The organism is Pseudomonas sp. R11F, assembly GCF_050312575.1.
Taxonomy (GTDB): Bacteria; Pseudomonadota; Gammaproteobacteria; order Pseudomonadales; family Pseudomonadaceae; genus Aquipseudomonas; species Aquipseudomonas palleroniana.
The window spans coordinates 1-18,757 of the sequence record NZ_JBNPJU010000080.1; the positions used below are offsets into that span (position 1 = coordinate 1).

Annotated in this window: 13 protein-coding genes; 5 read left to right on the forward strand and 8 right to left on the reverse strand. The window is 59.3% G+C overall.

What is annotated here, in order from left to right; translation table 11 throughout:
- Positions 1–91 precede the first annotated feature (91 nt).
- A complete protein-coding gene (yjiA, locus tag ACQRBV_RS27010) occupies positions 92–1,051 on the forward strand; it encodes a GTPase (protein WP_411985589.1) in 960 nt (319 codons plus the stop codon).
- 182 nt (positions 1,052–1,233) lie between these two features.
- Here yjiA and glyA read toward each other — a convergent pair whose 3' ends face one another.
- Together glyA and ACQRBV_RS27020 are read right to left on the reverse strand one after the other, a co-directional pair.
- Positions 1,234–2,487 (reverse strand): serine hydroxymethyltransferase, encoded by a 1,254-nt coding sequence (gene glyA / locus ACQRBV_RS27015; RefSeq protein ID WP_060752305.1) that lies wholly within the window; start codon positions 2,485–2,487, stop codon positions 1,234–1,236.
- Positions 2,488–2,644: 157 nt separating this feature from the next.
- Positions 2,645–6,496 carry a sensor domain-containing protein gene (locus ACQRBV_RS27020; protein ID WP_411985590.1) on the reverse strand — a complete coding sequence of 1,284 codons (3,852 nt, stop codon included), beginning with the start codon at positions 6,494–6,496 and terminating at the stop codon, positions 2,645–2,647.
- A 284-nt stretch (positions 6,497–6,780) separates the two neighbouring features.
- Between ACQRBV_RS27020 and ettA the strand changes: the two genes are divergently transcribed.
- Entirely contained in the window at positions 6,781–8,445 is a 1,665-nt protein-coding gene (gene ettA / locus ACQRBV_RS27025) for an energy-dependent translational throttle protein EttA (RefSeq protein WP_060752303.1), read from the forward strand.
- Between the two features lie 350 nt (positions 8,446–8,795).
- On the forward strand, positions 8,796–10,133 hold the full coding sequence (gene gdhA, locus ACQRBV_RS27030) for an NADP-specific glutamate dehydrogenase (protein WP_411985591.1): 1,338 nt from the start codon (positions 8,796–8,798) through the stop codon (positions 10,131–10,133).
- On the opposite strand, the gene ACQRBV_RS27035 is transcribed toward gdhA, so the two are convergent.
- Both ACQRBV_RS27035 and ACQRBV_RS27040 read right to left on the reverse strand, forming a co-directional pair.
- Entirely contained in the window at positions 10,130–10,627 is a 498-nt protein-coding gene (locus ACQRBV_RS27035; protein WP_090365725.1) for a GreA/GreB family elongation factor, read from the reverse strand. The genes gdhA and ACQRBV_RS27035 overlap by 4 nt on opposite strands.
- A 70-nt stretch (positions 10,628–10,697) precedes the next feature.
- Complete coding sequence (locus tag ACQRBV_RS27040; RefSeq protein ID WP_060752300.1) at positions 10,698–11,054, reverse strand: hypothetical protein; 357 nt, start codon at positions 11,052–11,054, stop codon at positions 10,698–10,700.
- A 429-nt stretch (positions 11,055–11,483) separates the two neighbouring features.
- Between ACQRBV_RS27040 and ACQRBV_RS27045 the strand changes: the two genes are divergently transcribed.
- Positions 11,484–11,774 (forward strand): DUF3077 domain-containing protein, encoded by a 291-nt coding sequence (locus tag ACQRBV_RS27045; RefSeq protein ID WP_411985592.1) that lies wholly within the window; start codon positions 11,484–11,486, stop codon positions 11,772–11,774.
- An 82-nt stretch (positions 11,775–11,856) separates the two neighbouring features.
- Here the strand turns inward: ACQRBV_RS27045 and ACQRBV_RS27050 are convergent, their stop codons facing one another.
- From ACQRBV_RS27050 to ACQRBV_RS27065, 4 genes are all read right to left on the reverse strand, one after another.
- A complete protein-coding gene (locus ACQRBV_RS27050) occupies positions 11,857–12,951 on the reverse strand; it encodes a type I restriction endonuclease (protein WP_411985593.1) in 1,095 nt (364 codons plus the stop codon).
- A 209-nt stretch (positions 12,952–13,160) separates the two neighbouring features.
- Positions 13,161–13,454, reverse strand: a complete 294-nt coding sequence (locus ACQRBV_RS27055; protein WP_411985594.1) for a chorismate mutase — start codon at positions 13,452–13,454, stop codon at positions 13,161–13,163.
- A 156-nt stretch (positions 13,455–13,610) separates the two neighbouring features.
- Positions 13,611–15,464 (reverse strand): DUF4105 domain-containing protein, encoded by a 1,854-nt coding sequence (locus ACQRBV_RS27060; protein WP_104996025.1) that lies wholly within the window; start codon positions 15,462–15,464, stop codon positions 13,611–13,613.
- Between the two features lie 91 nt (positions 15,465–15,555).
- Complete coding sequence (locus ACQRBV_RS27065; protein WP_060752297.1) at positions 15,556–16,044, reverse strand: DUF3015 domain-containing protein; 489 nt, start codon at positions 16,042–16,044, stop codon at positions 15,556–15,558.
- Between the two features lie 270 nt (positions 16,045–16,314).
- Here ACQRBV_RS27065 and ACQRBV_RS27070 point away from each other — a divergent pair, with 270 nt between their 5' ends.
- Positions 16,315–18,753 carry a Lon protease family protein gene (locus ACQRBV_RS27070; RefSeq protein ID WP_411985595.1) on the forward strand — a complete coding sequence of 813 codons (2,439 nt, stop codon included), beginning with the start codon at positions 16,315–16,317 and terminating at the stop codon, positions 18,751–18,753.
- The last annotated feature ends 4 nt before the right edge of the window (positions 18,754–18,757 follow it).

Sequence of the window (18,757 nt, forward strand, 5' to 3'; positions counted from 1 at the left end):
GTGTCAGTGACCTTATTAGTGGCTGACACTCCGTTATCGGGAGCAAGCCCCCTCCCACATTTGTTTATGTATTGCTTCAGGAGAATTGCGCTTGTCCTCTCCCATTCCAGTCACGGTCCTCAGCGGTTTCCTGGGCGCCGGCAAGACCACCTTGCTGCGGCACCTGCTAAAAGCCGAGCACGGCCTGAAAATCGCCGTGATCGAAAACGAATTCAGCAACGCCGGTATCGACACCCAACTCCTGGGTGATGAGCCGGTGCAAGTCATGACCCTGTCGAACGGCTGCGTGTGCTGCACCATCCACACCGACCTGACCAAAGCCCTGTACCTGCTGCTTGAACGCCTGGACAGCGGTGAGATCGCCTTCGACCGCCTGGTGATCGAATGCACCGGCCTGGCCGACCCCGCGCCCGTGGCCCAGACGTTTTTCATCGACGAAGAACTGCGCGAGCGCTACATCCTCGACGGCATCATCACCCTGGTGGACGCCGCCCACGCCGAACATCACCTGACCCAGACCATCGCCCAGGCGCAGATCGGTTTCGCCGACCGCCTGCTGGTGAGCAAGCGTGATTTGGTGGATGACGTGACGTTTGACGCCCTGAGCCAGCGCCTGACCCGCATCAACCGCCGTGCGCCGATTCGTGTGGTGGACCATGGCGCCATCGATCTGGCCGAACTGCTCGATGTTCGCGGTTTCAACCTCAACGCCGGCATGACACTGCGCCCGGTGAGTGCCGCGCCTTCCATCGACCGCATCTCAAGCCTGGTGCTGCGCACCGACCAGCCGCTGGATATCGATCGTCTCAGCGCGTTCATGAACGAGTTGCTCGAAGATCACGGCAAGCAACTGCTGCGCTACAAAGGCGTGCTGAACATTGCCGGGGAGGATCGACGCCTGGTGTTCCAGGGCGTGCTCAAGCTGTACGGGTTCGATTGGGATACCGAATGGGCCGAGGACGAGGCGCGGGAGAGTGTGATCGTGTTCATTGCCGATGAGTTGCCGGAACAGAAGATTCGCGACGGGTTCCAGCAGGTTTACCAATCCTGACTTGAAATACAGGCAACTGTGGGAGGGGGCTTGCTCCCGATGACGGGGTGCCAGGCAGTTATCTATCACTGACATACCGCCATCGGGAGCAAGCCCCCTCCCACAGTTGATGGCATTTCAAATTGAAAATGGCATAAAAAAGCCCGGCTCTGGAGCCGGGCTTCTTATTCAAACCACTGCAATCAAGCGCCGTATACCGGCAGCTTTTTGCAGATGGCCTTGACCTTCTCACGGACCGCGTCGATCACGGCTTCGTTGTTCAGGTCAGCCAGGATGTCGCAGATCCAGCCGGCCAGTTCCTTGCACTCTGCTTCCTTGAAGCCACGAGTGGTCACAGCCGGGGTGCCGAAGCGCAGGCCGGAGGTGACGAACGGCGAACGTGGGTCGTTCGGTACCGAGTTCTTGTTCACGGTGATGAAGGCTTTGCCCAGGGCAGCGTCAGCATCTTTACCGGAAATGTCCTGCTTGATCAGCGACAGCAGGAACAGGTGGTTTTCAGTACCGCCGGATACCACGTCAAAGCCGCGGTCGATAAACACTTTGGCCATGGCCTGGGCGTTTTTCACCACTTGTTGCTGGTAAGCCTTGAACTCAGGCTGCAGGGCTTCCTTGAAGCAGATCGCCTTGGCCGCGATCACGTGCTCCAGCGGGCCACCCTGGGCGCCTGGGAAGACGGCGGAGTTCAGCTTCTTCTCGATGTCGGCGTTGGCGCGAGCCAGGATCAGGCCGCCACGTGGACCGCGCAGGGTCTTGTGGGTGGTGGTGGTGACCACATCAGCGTAAGGCACCGGGTTCGGGTAGACGCCTGCGGCGACCAGGCCCGCCACGTGGGCCATGTCGACGAACAGGTAAGCGCCGACTTTGTCGGCAATGGCGCGGAAGCGTGGGAAATCCAGGATCTGCGAGTAGGCAGAGAAACCGGCCACGATCATTTTCGGCTTGTGTTCAACCGCCAGGCGCTCGACTTCGTCGTAGTCGATCAGGCCGTTGGCATCGATACCGTATTGAACGGCGTTGTACAGCTTGCCGGAGGAGGAAACGCTGGCGCCGTGGGTCAGGTGACCGCCGTGGGCCAGGCTCATGCCCAGGATGGTGTCGCCGCCTTGCAGCAGGGCCAGGTACACCGCGCTGTTGGCTTGGGAGCCGGCGTGCGGCTGGACGTTGGCGTAATCGGCACCGAACAGTTCTTTGGCGCGATCAATCGCCAACTGCTCGACCACGTCGACGTACTCGCAACCACCGTAGTAGCGCTTGCCTGGGTAGCCTTCGGCGTATTTGTTGGTCAGAACCGAACCTTGAGCCTCCATCACCGCAGGGCTGGTGTAGTTTTCCGAAGCGATCAGCTCAATGTGCTCTTCCTGGCGCTGAGCTTCTTGCTCCATGGCGGCGAAGAGATCGGCGTCGTACTTGGCAATAGTCAAATCACGGCTGAACATGGCGGTCCTCAAGGATCGGGGGCAGAAAAGGAAGGCATTCTAACTCAATGGGTTTTAGATGGCATATGAAAGGACATCATGTCGCGGACAAGTGGGGCTCATCCACGGATCAGCGGTGCCATTGTGTGGGAGGGGGCTTGCTCGCGATGAGGCCAGTTCAGTCGAACATGAACAGCGCATCATTGCTGAACTGCGCCTCGAACCGGTTGGCCGGCATCGGCCGCCCAAACAGATAACCCTGCACCTCATCACAGCCATGCTCACGCAGGAAGTCCAGTTGCTCATGGGTTTCCACGCCTTCGGCGATCACCGCCAGGTTCAGGCTGTGGGCCATGGCGATAATGGCGCGGGCGATCTGGGCATCCTGTTCGCCTGACGGCAGGCCGTCGACAAAGGTACGGTCGATCTTCAGTACGTCGATGGGAAACTGCTTGAGGTAATTGAGCGACGAATAGCCGGTGCCGAAGTCATCCACCGCAATGCTCAGGCCCAGGTTTTTCAGGCCGGCGAGGATTTGCAGGGCTTCGTTGACCTCGCGCATCAGGATACTTTCGGTCAGCTCCAGCTCCAGGCACGCCGGCGGCAGGCCCGTGTCCTTGAGGATGGTGGCGATGCGCTCACCCAACTGGCCATCCGAGAACTGCCGCGCCGAGATGTTCACCGAGACTTTGGGCACCCGTACCTTGTTGTGGTGCCAGGTCTTGAGTTGACGGCAGGCTTCACTGAGCACCCAGTCGCCCACATCCACCACCAGGCCCAACTCTTCCAGCACCGGGATAAAGTCGCCTGGTGGCACCAGGCCGCGACGGGGATGGCGCCAGCGCAACAGGGCCTCGGCGCCCGTCAGGCGTTTGCCGTCGCCGCTGAATTGCGGTTGGTAATAAAGCACGAATTCGTTCTGCTCCAGCGCGTGGCGCAAGTCGCTTTCCAGCTCCAGGCGCTCCAGGGCGCTGGCGTTCATGTCGGCCTGGTAGAACTGGAAGTTGTTCTTGCCGCGCTCCTTGGCGTGATACATCGCGGTGTCGGCGTTTTTCATCAGCTGGCTCAGCTCGTTGCCGTCCTGAGGGCTCAAGGCGATGCCGATACTGGCGGTCACGAAAAACTCGCGGCCTTCCAGTACAAAAGGCCGCACCAGGCTGGCGAGAATCTGCTCGGCCACCGTGATCGCACGGTTCAACGCCATCTCACGGCTGACCCGCGGTTGCAGGAGCAAGGTGAACTCGTCGCCGCCCATGCGCGCCACGGTGTCGTCCTCGGCGACACAGCCCAGCAGGCGGGTGGCCATTTCCTTGAGCATGCGGTCGCCGGCGGCGTGGCCCAGGGAGTCGTTGATCGGCTTGAAACGGTCGAGGTCGAGGAACATCAGCACCACCCACGACTTTTGCCGCTCGGCCGACTGCAACGCCGTGTGCAGGCGGTCCTGGAACAGCGTGCGGTTGGGCAGGTGGGTCAGGGCGTCGTAATACGCCAGGCGGTGGATGCGTTGTTCGCTGGCCTTGCGCTCGCTGATATCACTGAAGAAACACACGTAGCTGGCCAGGTCGCCTTCATCGTCGAACACGGCGGTAATGCCGACCCAGGCCGGATAATGTTCGCCGTTGCGACGCTTGAGCCACACTTCGCCTTCCCAGGTGCTGTGCTGGTGCAACTGCTTGAGCACGTAGCGCAGATGAGCTTCCTGTTGTTCGTCGACGGTGAGCATGTTGGGCAACTGGTCGAGCACATCCGCCACGTCATACCCGCTGACCCGGCTGAACGCCTCGTTGGCCTGCACGATATAACCCGCCGGGTCGGTAATCAGGATCGCCGACGTCGAGTGTTCGAATACCGTGGCCGCCATGCGCAGGTCTTTCTCCGCACGGCGTTGCTGGCTGATATCGCGGCCCACGCCGAGGATGCCTTCGAACGCGCCGTGCTCATCCCACACCAGCACCAGGCGCAACTCGATCGGCACCTTGCGGCCATCGGCGCGCAGGCAGTCGAACAGGAACAACTGGGTCTGTACTTCATCGCGCAGGGTATTCAGGGCGTCGGCATCACCCAGGGCACGGCTGACTTGCTCCATCAGGGTATAAATGCCGGTCAATTGCTGCGGGTTGGCGATAATCGACTGCCAGCCGTTCTTGAACACCCAGTCCACGTCATACCCGAGCACGGCGTTGACCGACGGGCTGATGTAGTTGAGGGCCAGTTGGCTGTCGGTGGAGCAGATCACGTCACTGATGCTCTCGGCCAGCATGCGGTAGCGCTGCTCGCTGTCGCGCAGGGATTCGCTGGCTTCGATCTGGTCGGTAATGTCCTTGGCCACGCCGATGATCCGCGTGACCACTGCGCTCTTGTCGCGTGCCAGGGCTTGCTCGCGGATATCGAAGCGCCGCCACTGGTTATTGCGATGGCGAAAGCGCAGTTGGCATTGCAATTGGGTCGAATAACCGGCCTGGCGCTGTTGCTGGCGCAGGTCGTGGTAGTACTCGGCGTCTTCGGGGTTCAGCAGGATTTCCCAGAAATACTCACCCATTTGCTGCAGTTCGGCCTTGTTGTAGCCCAGGGTGTGGCCTAAATGGTGGTTGCTGAAGATCATGCGCTGGCTGATGACGTCCTGCACATACAGGTGGTCGGGCACGGTGCGCACCACGTCCGACCAGAAGCTTTCGCGCTCCACCAGCGACAGCTCGATCAGCTTGCGGCTGGTGATATCGCTGATGCTCAGGATCACCGCATTAAAATCGTCCTGCTGCTCCGGCAGGCGCATGACCAGCCACAGGTATTGCTCGTTGCCGGCCAGGTCCTTGCAGCGGATTTCCAGCTCCAGCTGGTTCTGGTGAGTGCGCAACGCTTCGAGTATCTGGTGGCCGATGGACGTGGCGTTGTCCGGGCAATCATTGATCAACCGCTGCCAGGCTTCCTCGCAGGACGACACGTTGAGCAGGCGCACCGCAACCTGGTTGACCTCGGTGATGCGTAACTCTTTGAGCAACTGCTTGTGCCCGTGGGGGTTGTCCTGCAGCCAAAGATTCAGTTGCTCGCGGGTCTGCAGGTAGGGCTTGTCAAAAAAGCTGTTGAGGCCCGACAAGTCCAGCACGCACAGGGCCACGCCGGTGCCTTCGAAAATGTCCTGATAGCGCCGCCGGCCTTCATGCACCTGGCGTTGGCGGCGACGCATGTTCAGCAGCACGATCACCGGCACCAGCGAGAAGGCCAGGCCCAGCAGGCATTTGCCGATAAACGCCGGCAGCAGTTGCTCCAGCACCGCACTGCGGTCGAACAGCCCGCGCAATTGCCAGTCGCTTTTGCTCAAGGGCGTGACCAGTACGCTTTTATCCAGCTCGTCCGGGGTCAGCGCAGCAGGCCAGTGAGCCGGCATTCCACTGTCACGGCTGACCACACGCTGGTTCAGGCGGTTCTCGATCGCCCACATCGGGCGTTGGCCCTGGCCGTCCTGGGGCGTGAGGTTGGTCAGGTAGCCGGGGGCCAGGCGCAAGGCCCAATACATCTTCGAGCCGCCGCTGGGCTGGTGCAGCAGCAGATAGATGAGGGTGCCGTCCTTGTTGTTGCTCAGGTAATAGGACTGGGAATGGCTGCGCTTGACCAGTTCTTCCAGCCAGGCGCCGTCCTGGCTGTCACTGGCGGTATCGCTGATCATCGCGCCGCTGGGCGCGAGCAGGGCGAAGCTGCGCAGCTCCGGCAAGGAGCGCTGTAAGCTGCGCATCAAGGCTTGTTGCTGCTCGGGAGTGCTTGGCGGCTCGACAATGGGCAGCAGGTTGAGGGCGATCTGCGCGCTCAGGGCCATGTTCAGGCTGATCTGTTCAGCCAGGTCGGCACTGTAATCGATGGTGTACTGCTGCTGGTTTTTCTGGTTTTGCTGCAGTTGGTCCAGCAACTGCCAGAACAATAGGGCGAGCAGCATGAGGACAAGCGTCGCCAACGCGCCTTTGAGGGTGCCGTGCAGGGGCGCTCCCGGCGCAATATGAGCGGCGCGCAAGGGAGTTGGCGGCGTGACTTTGGACAAGCTGTGATCCTGCGGTTTGGCTGGACTGGCGCGCGACGTGCACTATAAGCCGGACGCCCGAAGGGCGGCTAGCATGCCTTGAGTTGTGGCAAAGTGCCAGTCCCGCTTGGCTGGACTGACCAAGCGCATTGAGGTAGCTTTGCCGGTTACGCGGGGGCGTTCCAGCCCCAGACATTCAGGCTTTTTCCGCACGCAGGCATTGATTTCCGTCAACGGCCCGCGTGGCGCATGGCCTGCACGGGCTTCGCCCGCTTAATCCATCAGTCACTGACGCTAGGTTTACCATGGCTCAATACGTCTTCACCATGCATCGGCTGGGAAAAGTTGTTCCGCCGAAGCGGGAAATCCTGAAAAACATTTCGCTGTCCTTCTTCCCTGGCGCCAAGATCGGCGTGCTCGGCCTCAACGGTTCGGGTAAGTCCACGTTGCTGAAAATCATGGCCGGCGTCGACACCGAGTTCGAAGGCGAAGCCCGCCCGATGCCGGAACTGAACATTGGCTACCTGCCGCAGGAGCCGCAACTGGACCCGGCCAAGACCGTACGTGAAGTGGTCGAAGAGGCCGTCAGCGTGATCAAGGACGCCCAGGCGCGCCTGGACGAGGTCTACGCCGCTTACGCCGAACCGGATGCCGACTTCGACAAGCTTGCCGCTGAACAGGCCAAGCTCGAAGCCATCTTGCAGGCGGGCGATGGCCATAACCTGGAGCGCCAGCTGGAAGTCGCCGCCGATGCGCTGCGCCTGCCGGCGTGGGACGCCAAGGTCGAACACCTGTCCGGTGGTGAAAAGCGTCGCGTGGCCCTGTGCCGCCTGCTGCTGTCGGCGCCCGACATGCTGCTGCTCGACGAACCGACCAACCACCTGGATGCCGACTCCGTCGCCTGGCTGGAGCACTTCCTTCACGATTTCCCGGGCACCGTGGTTGCGATCACGCACGACCGCTACTTCCTGGACAACGTTGCCGGCTGGATTCTGGAACTCGACCGCGGCGCCGGTATTCCTTACGAGGGCAACTATTCCGGTTGGCTGGAAGCCAAGTCCGAGCGTCTGGCCGCCGAATCCAAGCAGCAATCGGCCCACGAAAAAGCCATGAAGGAAGAACTGGAATGGGTGCGCAAAGGCGCCAAGGCCCGCCAGTCCAAATCCAAGGCACGTCTGCAACGCTTTGAAGAAATGCAATCGCAGGAATTCCAGAAGCGCAGCGAAACCAACGAGATCTACATCCCGGCCGGCCCGCGGCTGGGTGACAAGGTCATCGAATTCAAGAACGTCACCAAAGGCTATGGTGACCGCGTGTTGATCGACAATCTGTCGTTCTCCATGCCAAAAGGCGCGATCGTCGGCGTTATTGGTGGTAACGGTGCGGGTAAGTCCACGCTGTTCCGCATGCTGATGGGCAAGGAGACACCGGACTCCGGCAGCATCGAGATCGGCGAAACCGTGCAGCTTGCCTGTGTGGACCAAAGCCGCGACGACCTCGACGGCAGCAAGACCGTGTTCCAGCAGATCTCCGACGGTTCCGACCAGATCCGCATCGGCAACTATGAAATCCCGTCGCGTACCTACGTGGGGCGCTTCAACTTCAAGGGCGGTGACCAGCAGAAGTTCGTCAAGGACCTGTCGGGTGGTGAGCGCGGTCGCTTGCACCTGGCCCTGACCCTGAAAGAGGGCGGCAACGTGCTGCTGCTCGACGAACCGTCCAACGACCTCGACGTTGAAACCCTGCGTTCCCTGGAAGAAGCCCTGCTGGACTTCCCGGGCGCCGCCATTGTGATCTCTCACGACCGGTGGTTCCTTGACCGCGTCGCGACCCACATCCTGGCGTACGAAGATGACTCCCAAGCGGTGTTCTTCGAAGGCAACTACACCGAGTATGAAGCGGACCGTAAAAAGCGCCTGGGCGAAGCAGCTGCCCAGCCGCACCGTGTGCGGCACAAGAAACTGGCCTGATTCGGCGGGTGGATAAAGGAACGGAGCCTTCGGGCTCCGTTTTTTTTTGCTTTTTTCCAGGAGGACTGAGGTGGATTCGTTCGCGAGCAAGCCCGCTCCCACATTCGACCGCATTCCAAAGGCTGGAATCCAATCAAATGTGGGAGGGGGCTTGCTCCCGATAGTGCTCCAACTGTTGGTGCATGCCTCAGGTTGAAATCACTTTTTTGGTGCGAAAAAGCCTGCTTATTTATATCCAATGCACCATTTAAATTCACAAAGGCGACATTTTGCGCTTTTCAGGTGCGATATGAATTGTTAAGGTCCGGGTCAAATCGACCCTGATTACAATAAAATTGCCGAGACTTTTCATGATCGAATCCGTCGAATCCTTCCTCGCTCGCCTCAAGAAACGCGACCCCGACCAGCCGGAATTTCACCAAGCCGTGGAAGAGGTCCTACGCAGCCTGTGGCCGTTTCTTGAAGCCAATCCCCACTACCTGACGTCGGGCATTCTCGAGCGCATCTGTGAGCCGGAACGCGCCATTACCTTCCGGGTGTCTTGGGTGGATGATCACGGCAAGGTCCAGGTCAATCGCGGGTTCCGCATCCAGATGAACAGTGCCATCGGCCCCTATAAAGGCGGCTTGCGTTTTCACCCGTCGGTGAACCTCGGCGTACTGAAATTCCTCGCCTTCGAACAGACCTTCAAAAACTCCCTGACCTCGTTGCCCATGGGCGGCGGCAAAGGCGGCTCGGACTTCGACCCGAAAGGTAAGAGCGATGCCGAAGTCATGCGTTTCTGCCAGGCCTTCATGAGCGAGTTGTACCGCCATATCGGCGCTGACGTGGACGTACCCGCCGGCGATATCGGCGTGGGCGCGCGTGAAATCGGCTTCCTGTTCGGCCAGTACAAGCGCCTGAGCAACCAGTTCACCTCCGTGCTGACCGGCAAGGGCATGACCTACGGCGGCAGCCTGATCCGACCTGAAGCCACCGGTTTCGGTTGCGTGTACTTCGCCGAAGAAATGCTCAAGCGCGACGGCCAGCGCGTTGAAGGCAAGCGCGTGGCCATCTCGGGTTCCGGCAACGTCGCGCAATACGCGGCGCGTAAGGTGATGGACCTGGGCGGCAAGGTGATTTCCCTGTCCGACTCCGAGGGCACCCTGTACGCCGAAAGCGGTTTGAGCGAGGCACAATGGTCGGCACTGCTGGAGCTGAAAAACGTGCAGCGAGGTCGCATCATTGAGCTGGCTGAACGCTTCGGCCTGGAATTCCGTAAGGGCAAAACCCCTTGGGAACTGGCCTGCGATATTGCCCTGCCGTGTGCCACCCAGAACGAACTCGACGCCGAGGCCGCCCGTACCCTGCTGCGCAACGGCTGCCTCTGCGTGGCCGAAGGTGCCAACATGCCGACCACGCTGGAGGCAGTGGATCTCTTCATCGACGCGGGCATCCTGTTTGCGCCGGGCAAGGCGTCCAATGCCGGTGGCGTGGCCGTGAGTGGCCTGGAAATGTCGCAGAACGCCATGCGCCTGTTGTGGACCGCCGGTGAAGTGGACAGCAAGCTGCACAACATCATGCAGTCGATCCATCACGCCTGCGTGCACTACGGCGAAGAAAACGGCCGGGTCAACTACGTGAAGGGCGCGAACATCGCAGGCTTCGTGAAAGTGGCCGACGCGATGCTGGCCCAAGGCATCGTCTAAGCCTCGGGCTCGATACGCATCACTTCGATCAACTGATCGCCGACGGGGCGCTTCCACAGCACCTCGTCGCCCACTTGGGCGCCCAGCAACGCGCGGCCCAGCGGCGAGCCCCAGTTGATCAAATGGGCGTGGGCATCGGCCTGGTCTTCTCCGACCAGTTGAATGCGTTGCTGCTCGTCTTGCTCATTGGCAAAGGTCACCCAACTGCCGATCTGCACCTTGTCGGTCGACAAGGCGGGAGGCACCACCTGAGCGCTCTGGACGCGTTGATTGAAGTAACGCAAATCCCGCTCAAGGTCGGCCTGGCGCTGTTTGTCGGCCTGCTCGCCCTTGGCGGCTTCGGCGCTGTACGCGTGCTGCAATTGCGCAACCCTGGCCTGCAACTGCGCCAGCCCTTGGGCGGTAAGGCGATTGGGCTGGCCGCTGACCTGACGTTCCACCGGCTGGTCGGCCTGGGCGGCGGCGTTGTCTTCATTAACAAAAGCTCGGCTCATGACATTCTCCCTCTATGGAGCTTGGGCCATGTTCGCCGCGCTTTAGTTTCGGCGGATGTCTGAAAGCGACCTATTGCGAGCGATAAGCCCGGGCGGCGTCGCGGTCCTTTTCCTGCTGCCAGGCGCGCTCACGCTCGTCCCAGTGGTTGTCCTTGTAGTCACGCAGCTCTTCGTTCTCACGCATGGCCTTGCACTGGCGAAAGCCATCTTCCCAACCCGCGGCGTATTCGCGGTCTTTCAGATAACGCGGCACGTTCTTGCGAAACTCCCCGCTGATCACCCCGGCCGCCTGGCGACCGCTGCTGCAACCATCATCGAAGCCATCGGCAAAGGCCGGTGGATAACCCTTGGCCAACAACTCTTGATGGGTGGACTGGCAACCCGACAACCACACTGCCGCACACAGCATTACCGCATACCGCCACATTGCTCGCTCCCTGGCCGTTTCACGGCTGATAGGGGAAGTCTAGAAGGGAATTTGTCGGGGCGGCGTGAAAGGGGTGTGAGAACGGTGTTGGGTTAAAGGGCCATCAACGATGATTCTCTTTAATTTGCAGGACGATTCCTAGAGAATCTCCGATCTATTGTGCCTTACGGTTTGGGTCACTAGTCTCCTGGCTTCGCTGTGAAAACAGCGACCGGGTTTAGCGACCCGAATCACTAAGATTCATCCTCTTTACACACTTGGCAGGAATTTTTTACGCCTGTCGATAACGTGTTATGGCGGCTGTGCGCGGGAGATCTTCGGATCTGCCGGGTGTCTAGGTGACCGGTTCGCTAACCTGCGTACAGCTGCCACCCCTATATGTTTAGCGACGTGTTGTGGTGGTCCTTCATCTCACTTAGTAGGTACACCATGTCTAAAGTCGTCCCAGATCCGCCCCTATCTTCAATCACCACTCTCGGCGTCGTTACCTTCGGCGACTACGGTGAAAACGAAAAACCACTGTTCCGCGTCAATTCCGGCATGCCGATTGATGAGGCTCTGGAACACGCCTCTACTTTGCTTTTCTACTCCAAGAAACTCGCTATGGAAGCTGCGATGGATGTGCGTGGCGAACAATACGCATGGGCTGCGCATTATCTGTGTGAGATGGGTAAGGCCGTCGTGGACGACCTGACCCAAGCGATGACGCCCGACACTTAACGCCAGGACCACGCATGTGGCGAGCAGGCTTGCTCTGCTCGCCATAGGATTTCCAATGGCTCAAGGCAGGCCGATGTGGCCTTCAGTCGTAATAGCCCACTGTCTTCTTCAGCTGTTCCGCGTACTCGTAAATCTCGTCGATAGACGAAATCGCGTGCCGGGTCTCATTTTTTTCCTCGTCGAATATTCCGAGGTACTTTTGGCTGCGATTGAAGTGAAGGCGGCAAATAGGTTTGCGATTGTTGTCGTCCAGCAGTATTCCGAAATAGCTCTGGGTATCCCGTTGAACTATCCGTTTTGCATCAACGACTGATCTAACGAGGGCTCGGACGATGTGATAACCCTCTAGCTCTTCAAGCGTCGTTAGAATCTTGTCTTCTGACTCGTTCCTGTCCTGAACATCTGCACTCGCGCTGTTCGCGCTGTTCGCGACGGGGAGTGATGCCATTGTCGGTGCGATAGCACCGCTCATTGCGGATTTCAGCCGTTCGTTGATCTGGTCGTTCAGGAATTGTGCTAATGCTTTTCGAGTCAGTTCGAAAAACTGCTCACGCACTTTTTGCGTGATCACGCCTTCGTAAACACGAGATGCGAAAAATTTTACGAAGTCATCCTCTGGCTTGATAACTTGGGCGCCGATGAGTTTTTTGAGTTGGCTGACGTATTTCAGTTCTCCGGCAGCATTGATGATGGAGTCAACATCGAAAGCCGACTTGGTAAGTTTAATCAATTCCGGTACGGCGTACTCATCAATATCCAGTAGGTCCAACTCTAAAAATGGCTTTTCGTCCATTTTGTTGGGAGCGTCCAAGTCGGTAAAAAACCTGTAGACCTGGCCGTTAGTGAGAATTGAAATTCTTGCACTCGTAACATGGAAATACCGAAAAAGCTGTGAGGCGTGATTGATGCTCAATGACTCGCCAATCTTTTTACATTCGATGAGTATTTGGACTTCACCATTTTTCATGATTGCGTAGTCAATTTTTTCACCCTTCTTTGTCCCAATATCACAGACAAATTCTGGTGTCACTTCCTGTGGATCAAATACGTCGTAGCCCAATACGGTGTTGATGAAAGGCATTACGAAAGCATTTTTTGTCGCTTCTTCTGTTTGGATGGCGGGGCCTTGTAACCGCACTTTTGCTGCCAAGCTGGTTAGCTTTTCAAAGAAATCCATGGTGAGCCTCTTACCTATTCAGATCCGTGTATAGATGGGGTGGTGGCAATTTGATTTGCCATCCGATACTAGTCATAAAATCCCATAAAGAGAATGAAGTAAGAGGCATTTTGGATTGATTGAAAAAAGCTAAAAATTTGTCCGAAATTTCCCTCATATTTATCAAAGGGTTAGAAGTGGGTTGCGAATTTGTATGCGTAGATGACGGTTTAGTTTGTCAGCACTGCATGCTCCGCCAATTCCTGCTCGATAAACGCCGCGATCATCGCGCGATACACCTGTTCAGTGACTTCAGGGTTGGCGCCCACGGTCTGCGATAAACCTCTTACCTTGGCGATCACCTGTTCAACCCGCTGGGGCGCCTTGACGCCATCGGTGTCTTTTTTGAAGCGTGCGGCCTGGGAGACGTAGCGGCCGCGCTCGGCCAGCAGGGTGACGATTTGTTGGTCGAGGTGGTCGATGTGGGTTCGGACTTCTTCGAGGGTGGTGCAGGTAACAGCCATGTTGGTTGAGCTCCTGAATGGGCGGGCAATGCGATGTAGCTGAATATACGCGAGCCGAAATGTGGGAGGGGGCTTGCTCCCGATAGCGGTGTGTCAGTCACTGGCTACTTGGCTGATGCAATGCTATCGGGAGCAAGCCCCCTCCCACACTTGGAATCAGTAGTGGTACCACTTCACTTCAAGCATCACTTCATTCATCGGCGTCGACAGGTGGCTGTACTCGCGCTGCGCACTCAAGCGTAATCCGAGGTTACGTGACAACTCCCATTGCTGGTTCAGGCTGATACTGCGCCGCACTTCGCCATTGGTGAAGAAGTCGCCCTTGGCTTCCAGGCTCAGATTCCCCAACGGATTTTTCCACAGCACGCCGGTGTTGAACCCGGCTGCAGGGGAGATGGCTTCGCTGAAGTCGTTGTTATGCTCCACGCGTACGGTGCCGAGGGCGAAGCCGAGCATGTCGTCACTCAATTGCCAGGTGCTGCCGGCGCCACCGTTGACGTGGGCCACCAGGGTTTGGTCGTCGTGCTTGCCCGGCACGCGTTCCAGGCCGCCGGTGACTTGCCATGACCAGGGTTGCAAAAGGGCGTTGCGCGGGGTCAGGGAGCGGATGGTGGCGAGGTCCAGTTGCTGCAGCTGCCAGTGGTTGCCTTCGTACTGGCGCAGTTTCATTTGCAGGATTTCGATCTGTGCACCAAGCGGGAAGCCTTCGGCGTTGTCGTTGAGGTCGTGGTAGGCCATGCGCAGGCCGTATTCGCCGAAGGTCTTGCTGCCACGTGTGCCGATGCCGGCCTGCCAGGTGCGTGACTCGTGGCCGTTCTCGGGCAGCCCGGGGCGTTCGATCTTGAGGTCGGGCGCCGGGTTCTGGTTGATGGCGCGCAGCAGTTCGAAGCTGCGCTGGGAGCGTTCGGTGTCGCGCTCCAGGCCATTGGCGCGGTAGCGACCCAGGCGGTAGGCCGCGTCGATGATCAGCGCCTGGCGCTCGCGGGGCAGGGCTTTGAAGGCCGGCGCCTGCAATTGCTTCTGGTCGTCGCTGATTTTCAGCACCCATTGCTGTTCATCGCCATCCAGTGGTTTGGCGCGCTCCAGCAACTCGCGCTCGCGGGACGGGCGATAGTCGATCTTCTCGACCAGCCCCGCATCCTTTACCGCCTTGACGGTGTCGGTTGGAATGGCGGTCAGCGGGAATTGCTCCGTCAGGCGCAAGCCGGGGCGGGCCACTTGCAGCAGCTCCAGCAGGCGGTACGAGCAGTTTTCGTCGAAGAAGAAGTAGTCGAACTGGATCTGCTTGAGCTCCCACACGTGCTCGACCATGCGTTCGGTTTCGACCTGGGTCAGGTTCAGGCGGTATTCCCACAGGTCGCGGTTTTCGAGGCTGCGGTACTCCGAGAGTTTCTCCTGGTAGGGCACCAGTGCGAACAGGCCGGGATAACCGCCCATCAGGCCCTTCCAGGCGTAAAGAATGCTGTTGTCGGAGCCTTCGATATAGGCGCCGAAGTTGATTGCATAGCTGAGCAGGGCGGTGTTGTTGCTCTGCACGTCAGCCTGGTCGATGCGCAGCAGCGTGTGACCGAACATCGACGACGGGCTGTTGAGGTAGGCAGCCGGGAAGATCATCACGGCGCTGTGGGGCGCGACGTCTTTGAACCATTGCTTGAACTCTGTGCAGTCCACGGCGGGCAGGTCGGTCAGGTGCAACTGGTCCTTGAGCCAGCGGGTCCGTGCGGGGTACACGCATTGGGCGTGTTTTTCACCTAGGCTCGCAGGTTGGTACAGCGCCTGGACGGTGGCCTTGAGTTCGGCATCCGGGTGGTGTGCGCCATCGGCAGCAATGAAGAATTTCTTGTCGCTGACATAACTGCGCCAGCCGCTGATTTTGCCGGCTTCGTAATGGCCCAAAGATAGCCAGAACGGGTCGTTGGCCAGTTGCTGCAAACGTTGATCATCAATAGGCGCGGCCGCATACAGCGGGGCGCAAGCGAAGAGTGCCAACCAGGCAAAGCGTTTGAGCATAGGGGCAACTTAAGTCGGAATAAGTGAGACCCAAAGGGGGGCGGGTCCAAAAAATAAGGCCCGCGTCTCGCAAGACGCGGGCGGGTCGAGCTTAAGCTTGGGTCGCGTATTTCGCCAAGCGGGCATCGCCTTTCAGTACAGCGAGGGTGTTGGTGTGCACGTCGTCGGCGGTCACGTCAGCTTTGCTGAAGATCTGCTGGAAGTGCTCGTGGGTCACTGCCGCAAAGTGCTCGCGGTCCTCAGGGGCTACGCCCAGTACCACCGCGTAGGTGGTCAGTGCTTCGCCATTGCCTTTGGCCATGTCTTCGGACAGCTCGTTCATCATGCCATTCATGGCAATCCAGGACTTGCCGCCGTAGGTCAGCTTGCTGTTGGTGTTACAGCCGTTGGTGCCCGAGGTCATGCCGAAGGTGGCGTTACCCGAGGTGCCGTTGGTGGTCGACGCGAGGAAGTGCGCCGGAGTACCGCGCTGGCCTTCGAACAGCATGTTGCCCCAACCGCAGTTCGGGCCGCCTGGTGCTTCTGCCATAGCATTGAGGGAGACAACGGTGAAGAGAGTACCAAGAAGGATCCGTTTCATAGCTTTGTTCTCTTTGTGTGCAAACCAATGGACAAGGGGTTCAGGCGCTTCGCAGCGCCCTAAGGGGCCAGTTATTAGTCCAACCCGCGCAGTTTGGAGTTTAGGCATGATCCTGGGGTTCCGTTATTTTTTATAAAACAATCGGCCTTATCGCGATTTTTTTTGCAGGGCGCCTACCGCAGCGCAGCTTTCCCAACGGCGCGCCTTGCCATAGCGCGCAAGCGAGAGCCAGAATGCCGTCATCTGCCCCGCCTGATGTAAGGAAGCCCGATGCCTGATCCTGTTGCTGCCAGCTTGCGTCTAGCGCCCGAAGCGCTGACTCGCCCTTTCTCCGCTGAACAGTTCAGCTTCTCGACCACCAATGATTTGGAGCCTTTTCGCGGTGTGCTTGGCCAGGAACGTGCGGTCGAAGCCTTGCAGTTCGGTGTGGCCATGCCACGCCCCGGTTACAACGTGTTTGTCATGGGTGAGCCCGGTACTGGCCGCTTTTCGTTCGTCAAACGCTACCTGAAGGCCGAAGGCAAACGCCTGCAGACCCCGGCGGACTGGGTCTATGTGAATAATTTCGATGAGCCGCGCGAACCGCGTGCCCTGGAGCTGCAAGGCGGCGCCGCCGCAGCGTTCATCGCCGATATCAACGCTCTGGTCGACAACCTGGTGGCGACTTTCCCGGCGGTCTTCGAACACCCGACTTATCAACAGCGCAAAAGCGCCATCGACCGCGCCTTCAACCAGCGCTACGACAAGGCGTTGGACGTCATCGAACGCCTGGCCCTGGAAAAAGACGTAGCGCTGTATCGCGACAGCTCCAACATCGCCTTCACGCCGATGCTCGACGGCAAGGCGCTGGACGAAGCCGAGTTCTCGCAATTGCCGGAAGCCGACCGCGAGCGTTTCCATACGGATATCTCCGAGCTGGAAGAGCGCCTCAACGAGGAACTGGCCAGCCTGCCGCAGTGGAAGCGTGAGTCGAATAACCAACTGCGCCAATTCAACGAAGAAACCATCACCCTGGCCCTGCAGCCATTGCTCGCTCCGCTGTCGGAAAAGTACGCGGAAAACGCCGCCGTCTGCGGTTACCTGCAAGCCATGCAGGTGTACCTGCTCAAGACCGTGGTCGAGCAACTGGTGGACGATGCCAAGACCGACGCCCAGGCCCGCAAGCTGCTCGAGGAGCAATACTGCCCGAGCCTGGTGGTGGGCCACCCGACCAACGGTGGCGCGCCGGTGGTTTTCGAACCGCACCCGACCTACGACAACCTGTTCGGTCGTATCGAATACAGCACCGACCAGGGCGCGCTCTACACCACTTATCGCCAGTTGCGCCCGGGTGCCCTGCACCGTGCCAATGGCGGTTTCCTGATCCTTGAAGCGGAAAAAATGCTCGGCGAGCCGTTTGTGTGGGACGCGCTCAAGCGTTCCCTGCAATCGCGCAAGTTGAAGATGGAGTCGCCCCTGGGCGAGCTGGGCCGCTTGGCCACCGTGACCCTCAACCCGCAGATGATTCCGTTGCAGGTCAAGGTCATCATCATCGGTTCGCGCCAGCTCTACTACGCGTTGCAGGACGCCGATCCGGACTTCCAGGAGATGTTCCGCGTGCTGGTGGACTTCGACGAAGACATCCCGATGGTCGACGAAAGCCTGGAGCAGTTCGCCCAATTGCTTAAAACCCGCACGTCAGAAGAAGGCATGGCACCGCTGACCTCGGATGCGGTGGCGCGCCTGGCCACCTACAGTGCGCGGCTGGCGGAACATCAGGGGCGTTTGTCGGCGCGGATTGGCGATTTGTTCCAATTGGTCAGCGAAGCGGACTTCATTCGCCATCTGGCGGGTGACGAAATGACCGACGCCGGCCATATCGAACGTGCGCTCAAGGCCAAGGCCACGCGCACCGGGCGTGTGTCGGCGCGGATTCTCGACGACATGCTCGCCGGGGTGATCCTGATCGACACTGCCGGTGCAGCCGTCGGCAAGTGCAACGGGCTGACAGTGCTGGAAGTCGGCGATTCGGCCTTCGGCGTGCCGGCGCGGATTTCCGCCACGGTGTATCCCGGCGGCAGTGGCATCGTCGACATCGAGCGTGAAGTTAACCTCGGCCAGCCGATTCACTCCAAGGGCGTGATGATCCTCACCGGTTACCTGGGCAGCCGGTATGCCCAGGAATTCCCGCTGGCGATCTCGGCGAGTATCGCGCTGGAGCAGTCCTACGGTTACGTGGACGGCGACAGCGCGTCCCTGGGCGAGGCGTGCACGTTGATTTCGGCGTTGTCGAAAACGCCGCTCAAGCAGTGTTTTGCGATCACCGGTTCGATCAACCAGTTTGGTGAAGTGCAGGCGGTGGGCGGGGTCAACGAGAAGATCGAAGGCTTCTTCCGCCTCTGCGAGGCCCGTGGGTTGACCGGCGAGCAAGGGGCGATCATTCCCCAGGCCAACGTCGCCACGCTGATGCTCGACGAGAAGGTGTTGCAGGCGGTGCGCAACGGCCAATTCCACATCTATGCCGTGCGTCAGGCGGATGAGGCCTTGAGCCTGCTGGTGGGCGAGCCTGCCGGCGAGCCGGATGCCGAAGGGCAATTCCCGGAAGGCAGCGTGAATGCACGGGTGGTTGAGCGCCTGCGGGCGATTGCGGAGATGATCAGCGAGGAAGACCTGAAGGAAGCCGAGAAAGAGCTGGCACAGCAAGCCCTGGCCGAAACCCCACCCAACTGAATTT

What these genes read in the sequence shown, in the direction of transcription:
- glyA (WP_060752305.1), bottom strand. Translation starts at nt 2,487, where the DNA reads ATGTTCAGCCGTGATTTGACTATTGCCAAGTACGACGCCGATCTCTTC.
- ettA (WP_060752303.1), top strand. Translation starts at nt 6,781, where the DNA reads ATGGCTCAATACGTCTTCACCATGCATCGGCTGGGAAAAGTTGTTCCG.
- gdhA (WP_411985591.1), top strand. Translation starts at nt 8,796, where the DNA reads ATGATCGAATCCGTCGAATCCTTCCTCGCTCGCCTCAAGAAACGCGAC.
- ACQRBV_RS27035 (WP_090365725.1), bottom strand. Translation starts at nt 10,627, where the DNA reads ATGAGCCGAGCTTTTGTTAATGAAGACAACGCCGCCGCCCAGGCCGAC.
- ACQRBV_RS27040 (WP_060752300.1), bottom strand. Translation starts at nt 11,054, where the DNA reads ATGTGGCGGTATGCGGTAATGCTGTGTGCGGCAGTGTGGTTGTCGGGT.
- ACQRBV_RS27045 (WP_411985592.1), top strand. Translation starts at nt 11,484, where the DNA reads ATGTCTAAAGTCGTCCCAGATCCGCCCCTATCTTCAATCACCACTCTC.
- ACQRBV_RS27050 (WP_411985593.1), bottom strand. Translation starts at nt 12,951, where the DNA reads ATGGATTTCTTTGAAAAGCTAACCAGCTTGGCAGCAAAAGTGCGGTTA.
- ACQRBV_RS27055 (WP_411985594.1), bottom strand. Translation starts at nt 13,454, where the DNA reads ATGGCTGTTACCTGCACCACCCTCGAAGAAGTCCGAACCCACATCGAC.
- ACQRBV_RS27060 (WP_104996025.1), bottom strand. Translation starts at nt 15,464, where the DNA reads ATGCTCAAACGCTTTGCCTGGTTGGCACTCTTCGCTTGCGCCCCGCTG.
- ACQRBV_RS27065 (WP_060752297.1), bottom strand. Translation starts at nt 16,044, where the DNA reads ATGAAACGGATCCTTCTTGGTACTCTCTTCACCGTTGTCTCCCTCAAT.
- ACQRBV_RS27070 (WP_411985595.1), top strand. Translation starts at nt 16,315, where the DNA reads ATGCCTGATCCTGTTGCTGCCAGCTTGCGTCTAGCGCCCGAAGCGCTG.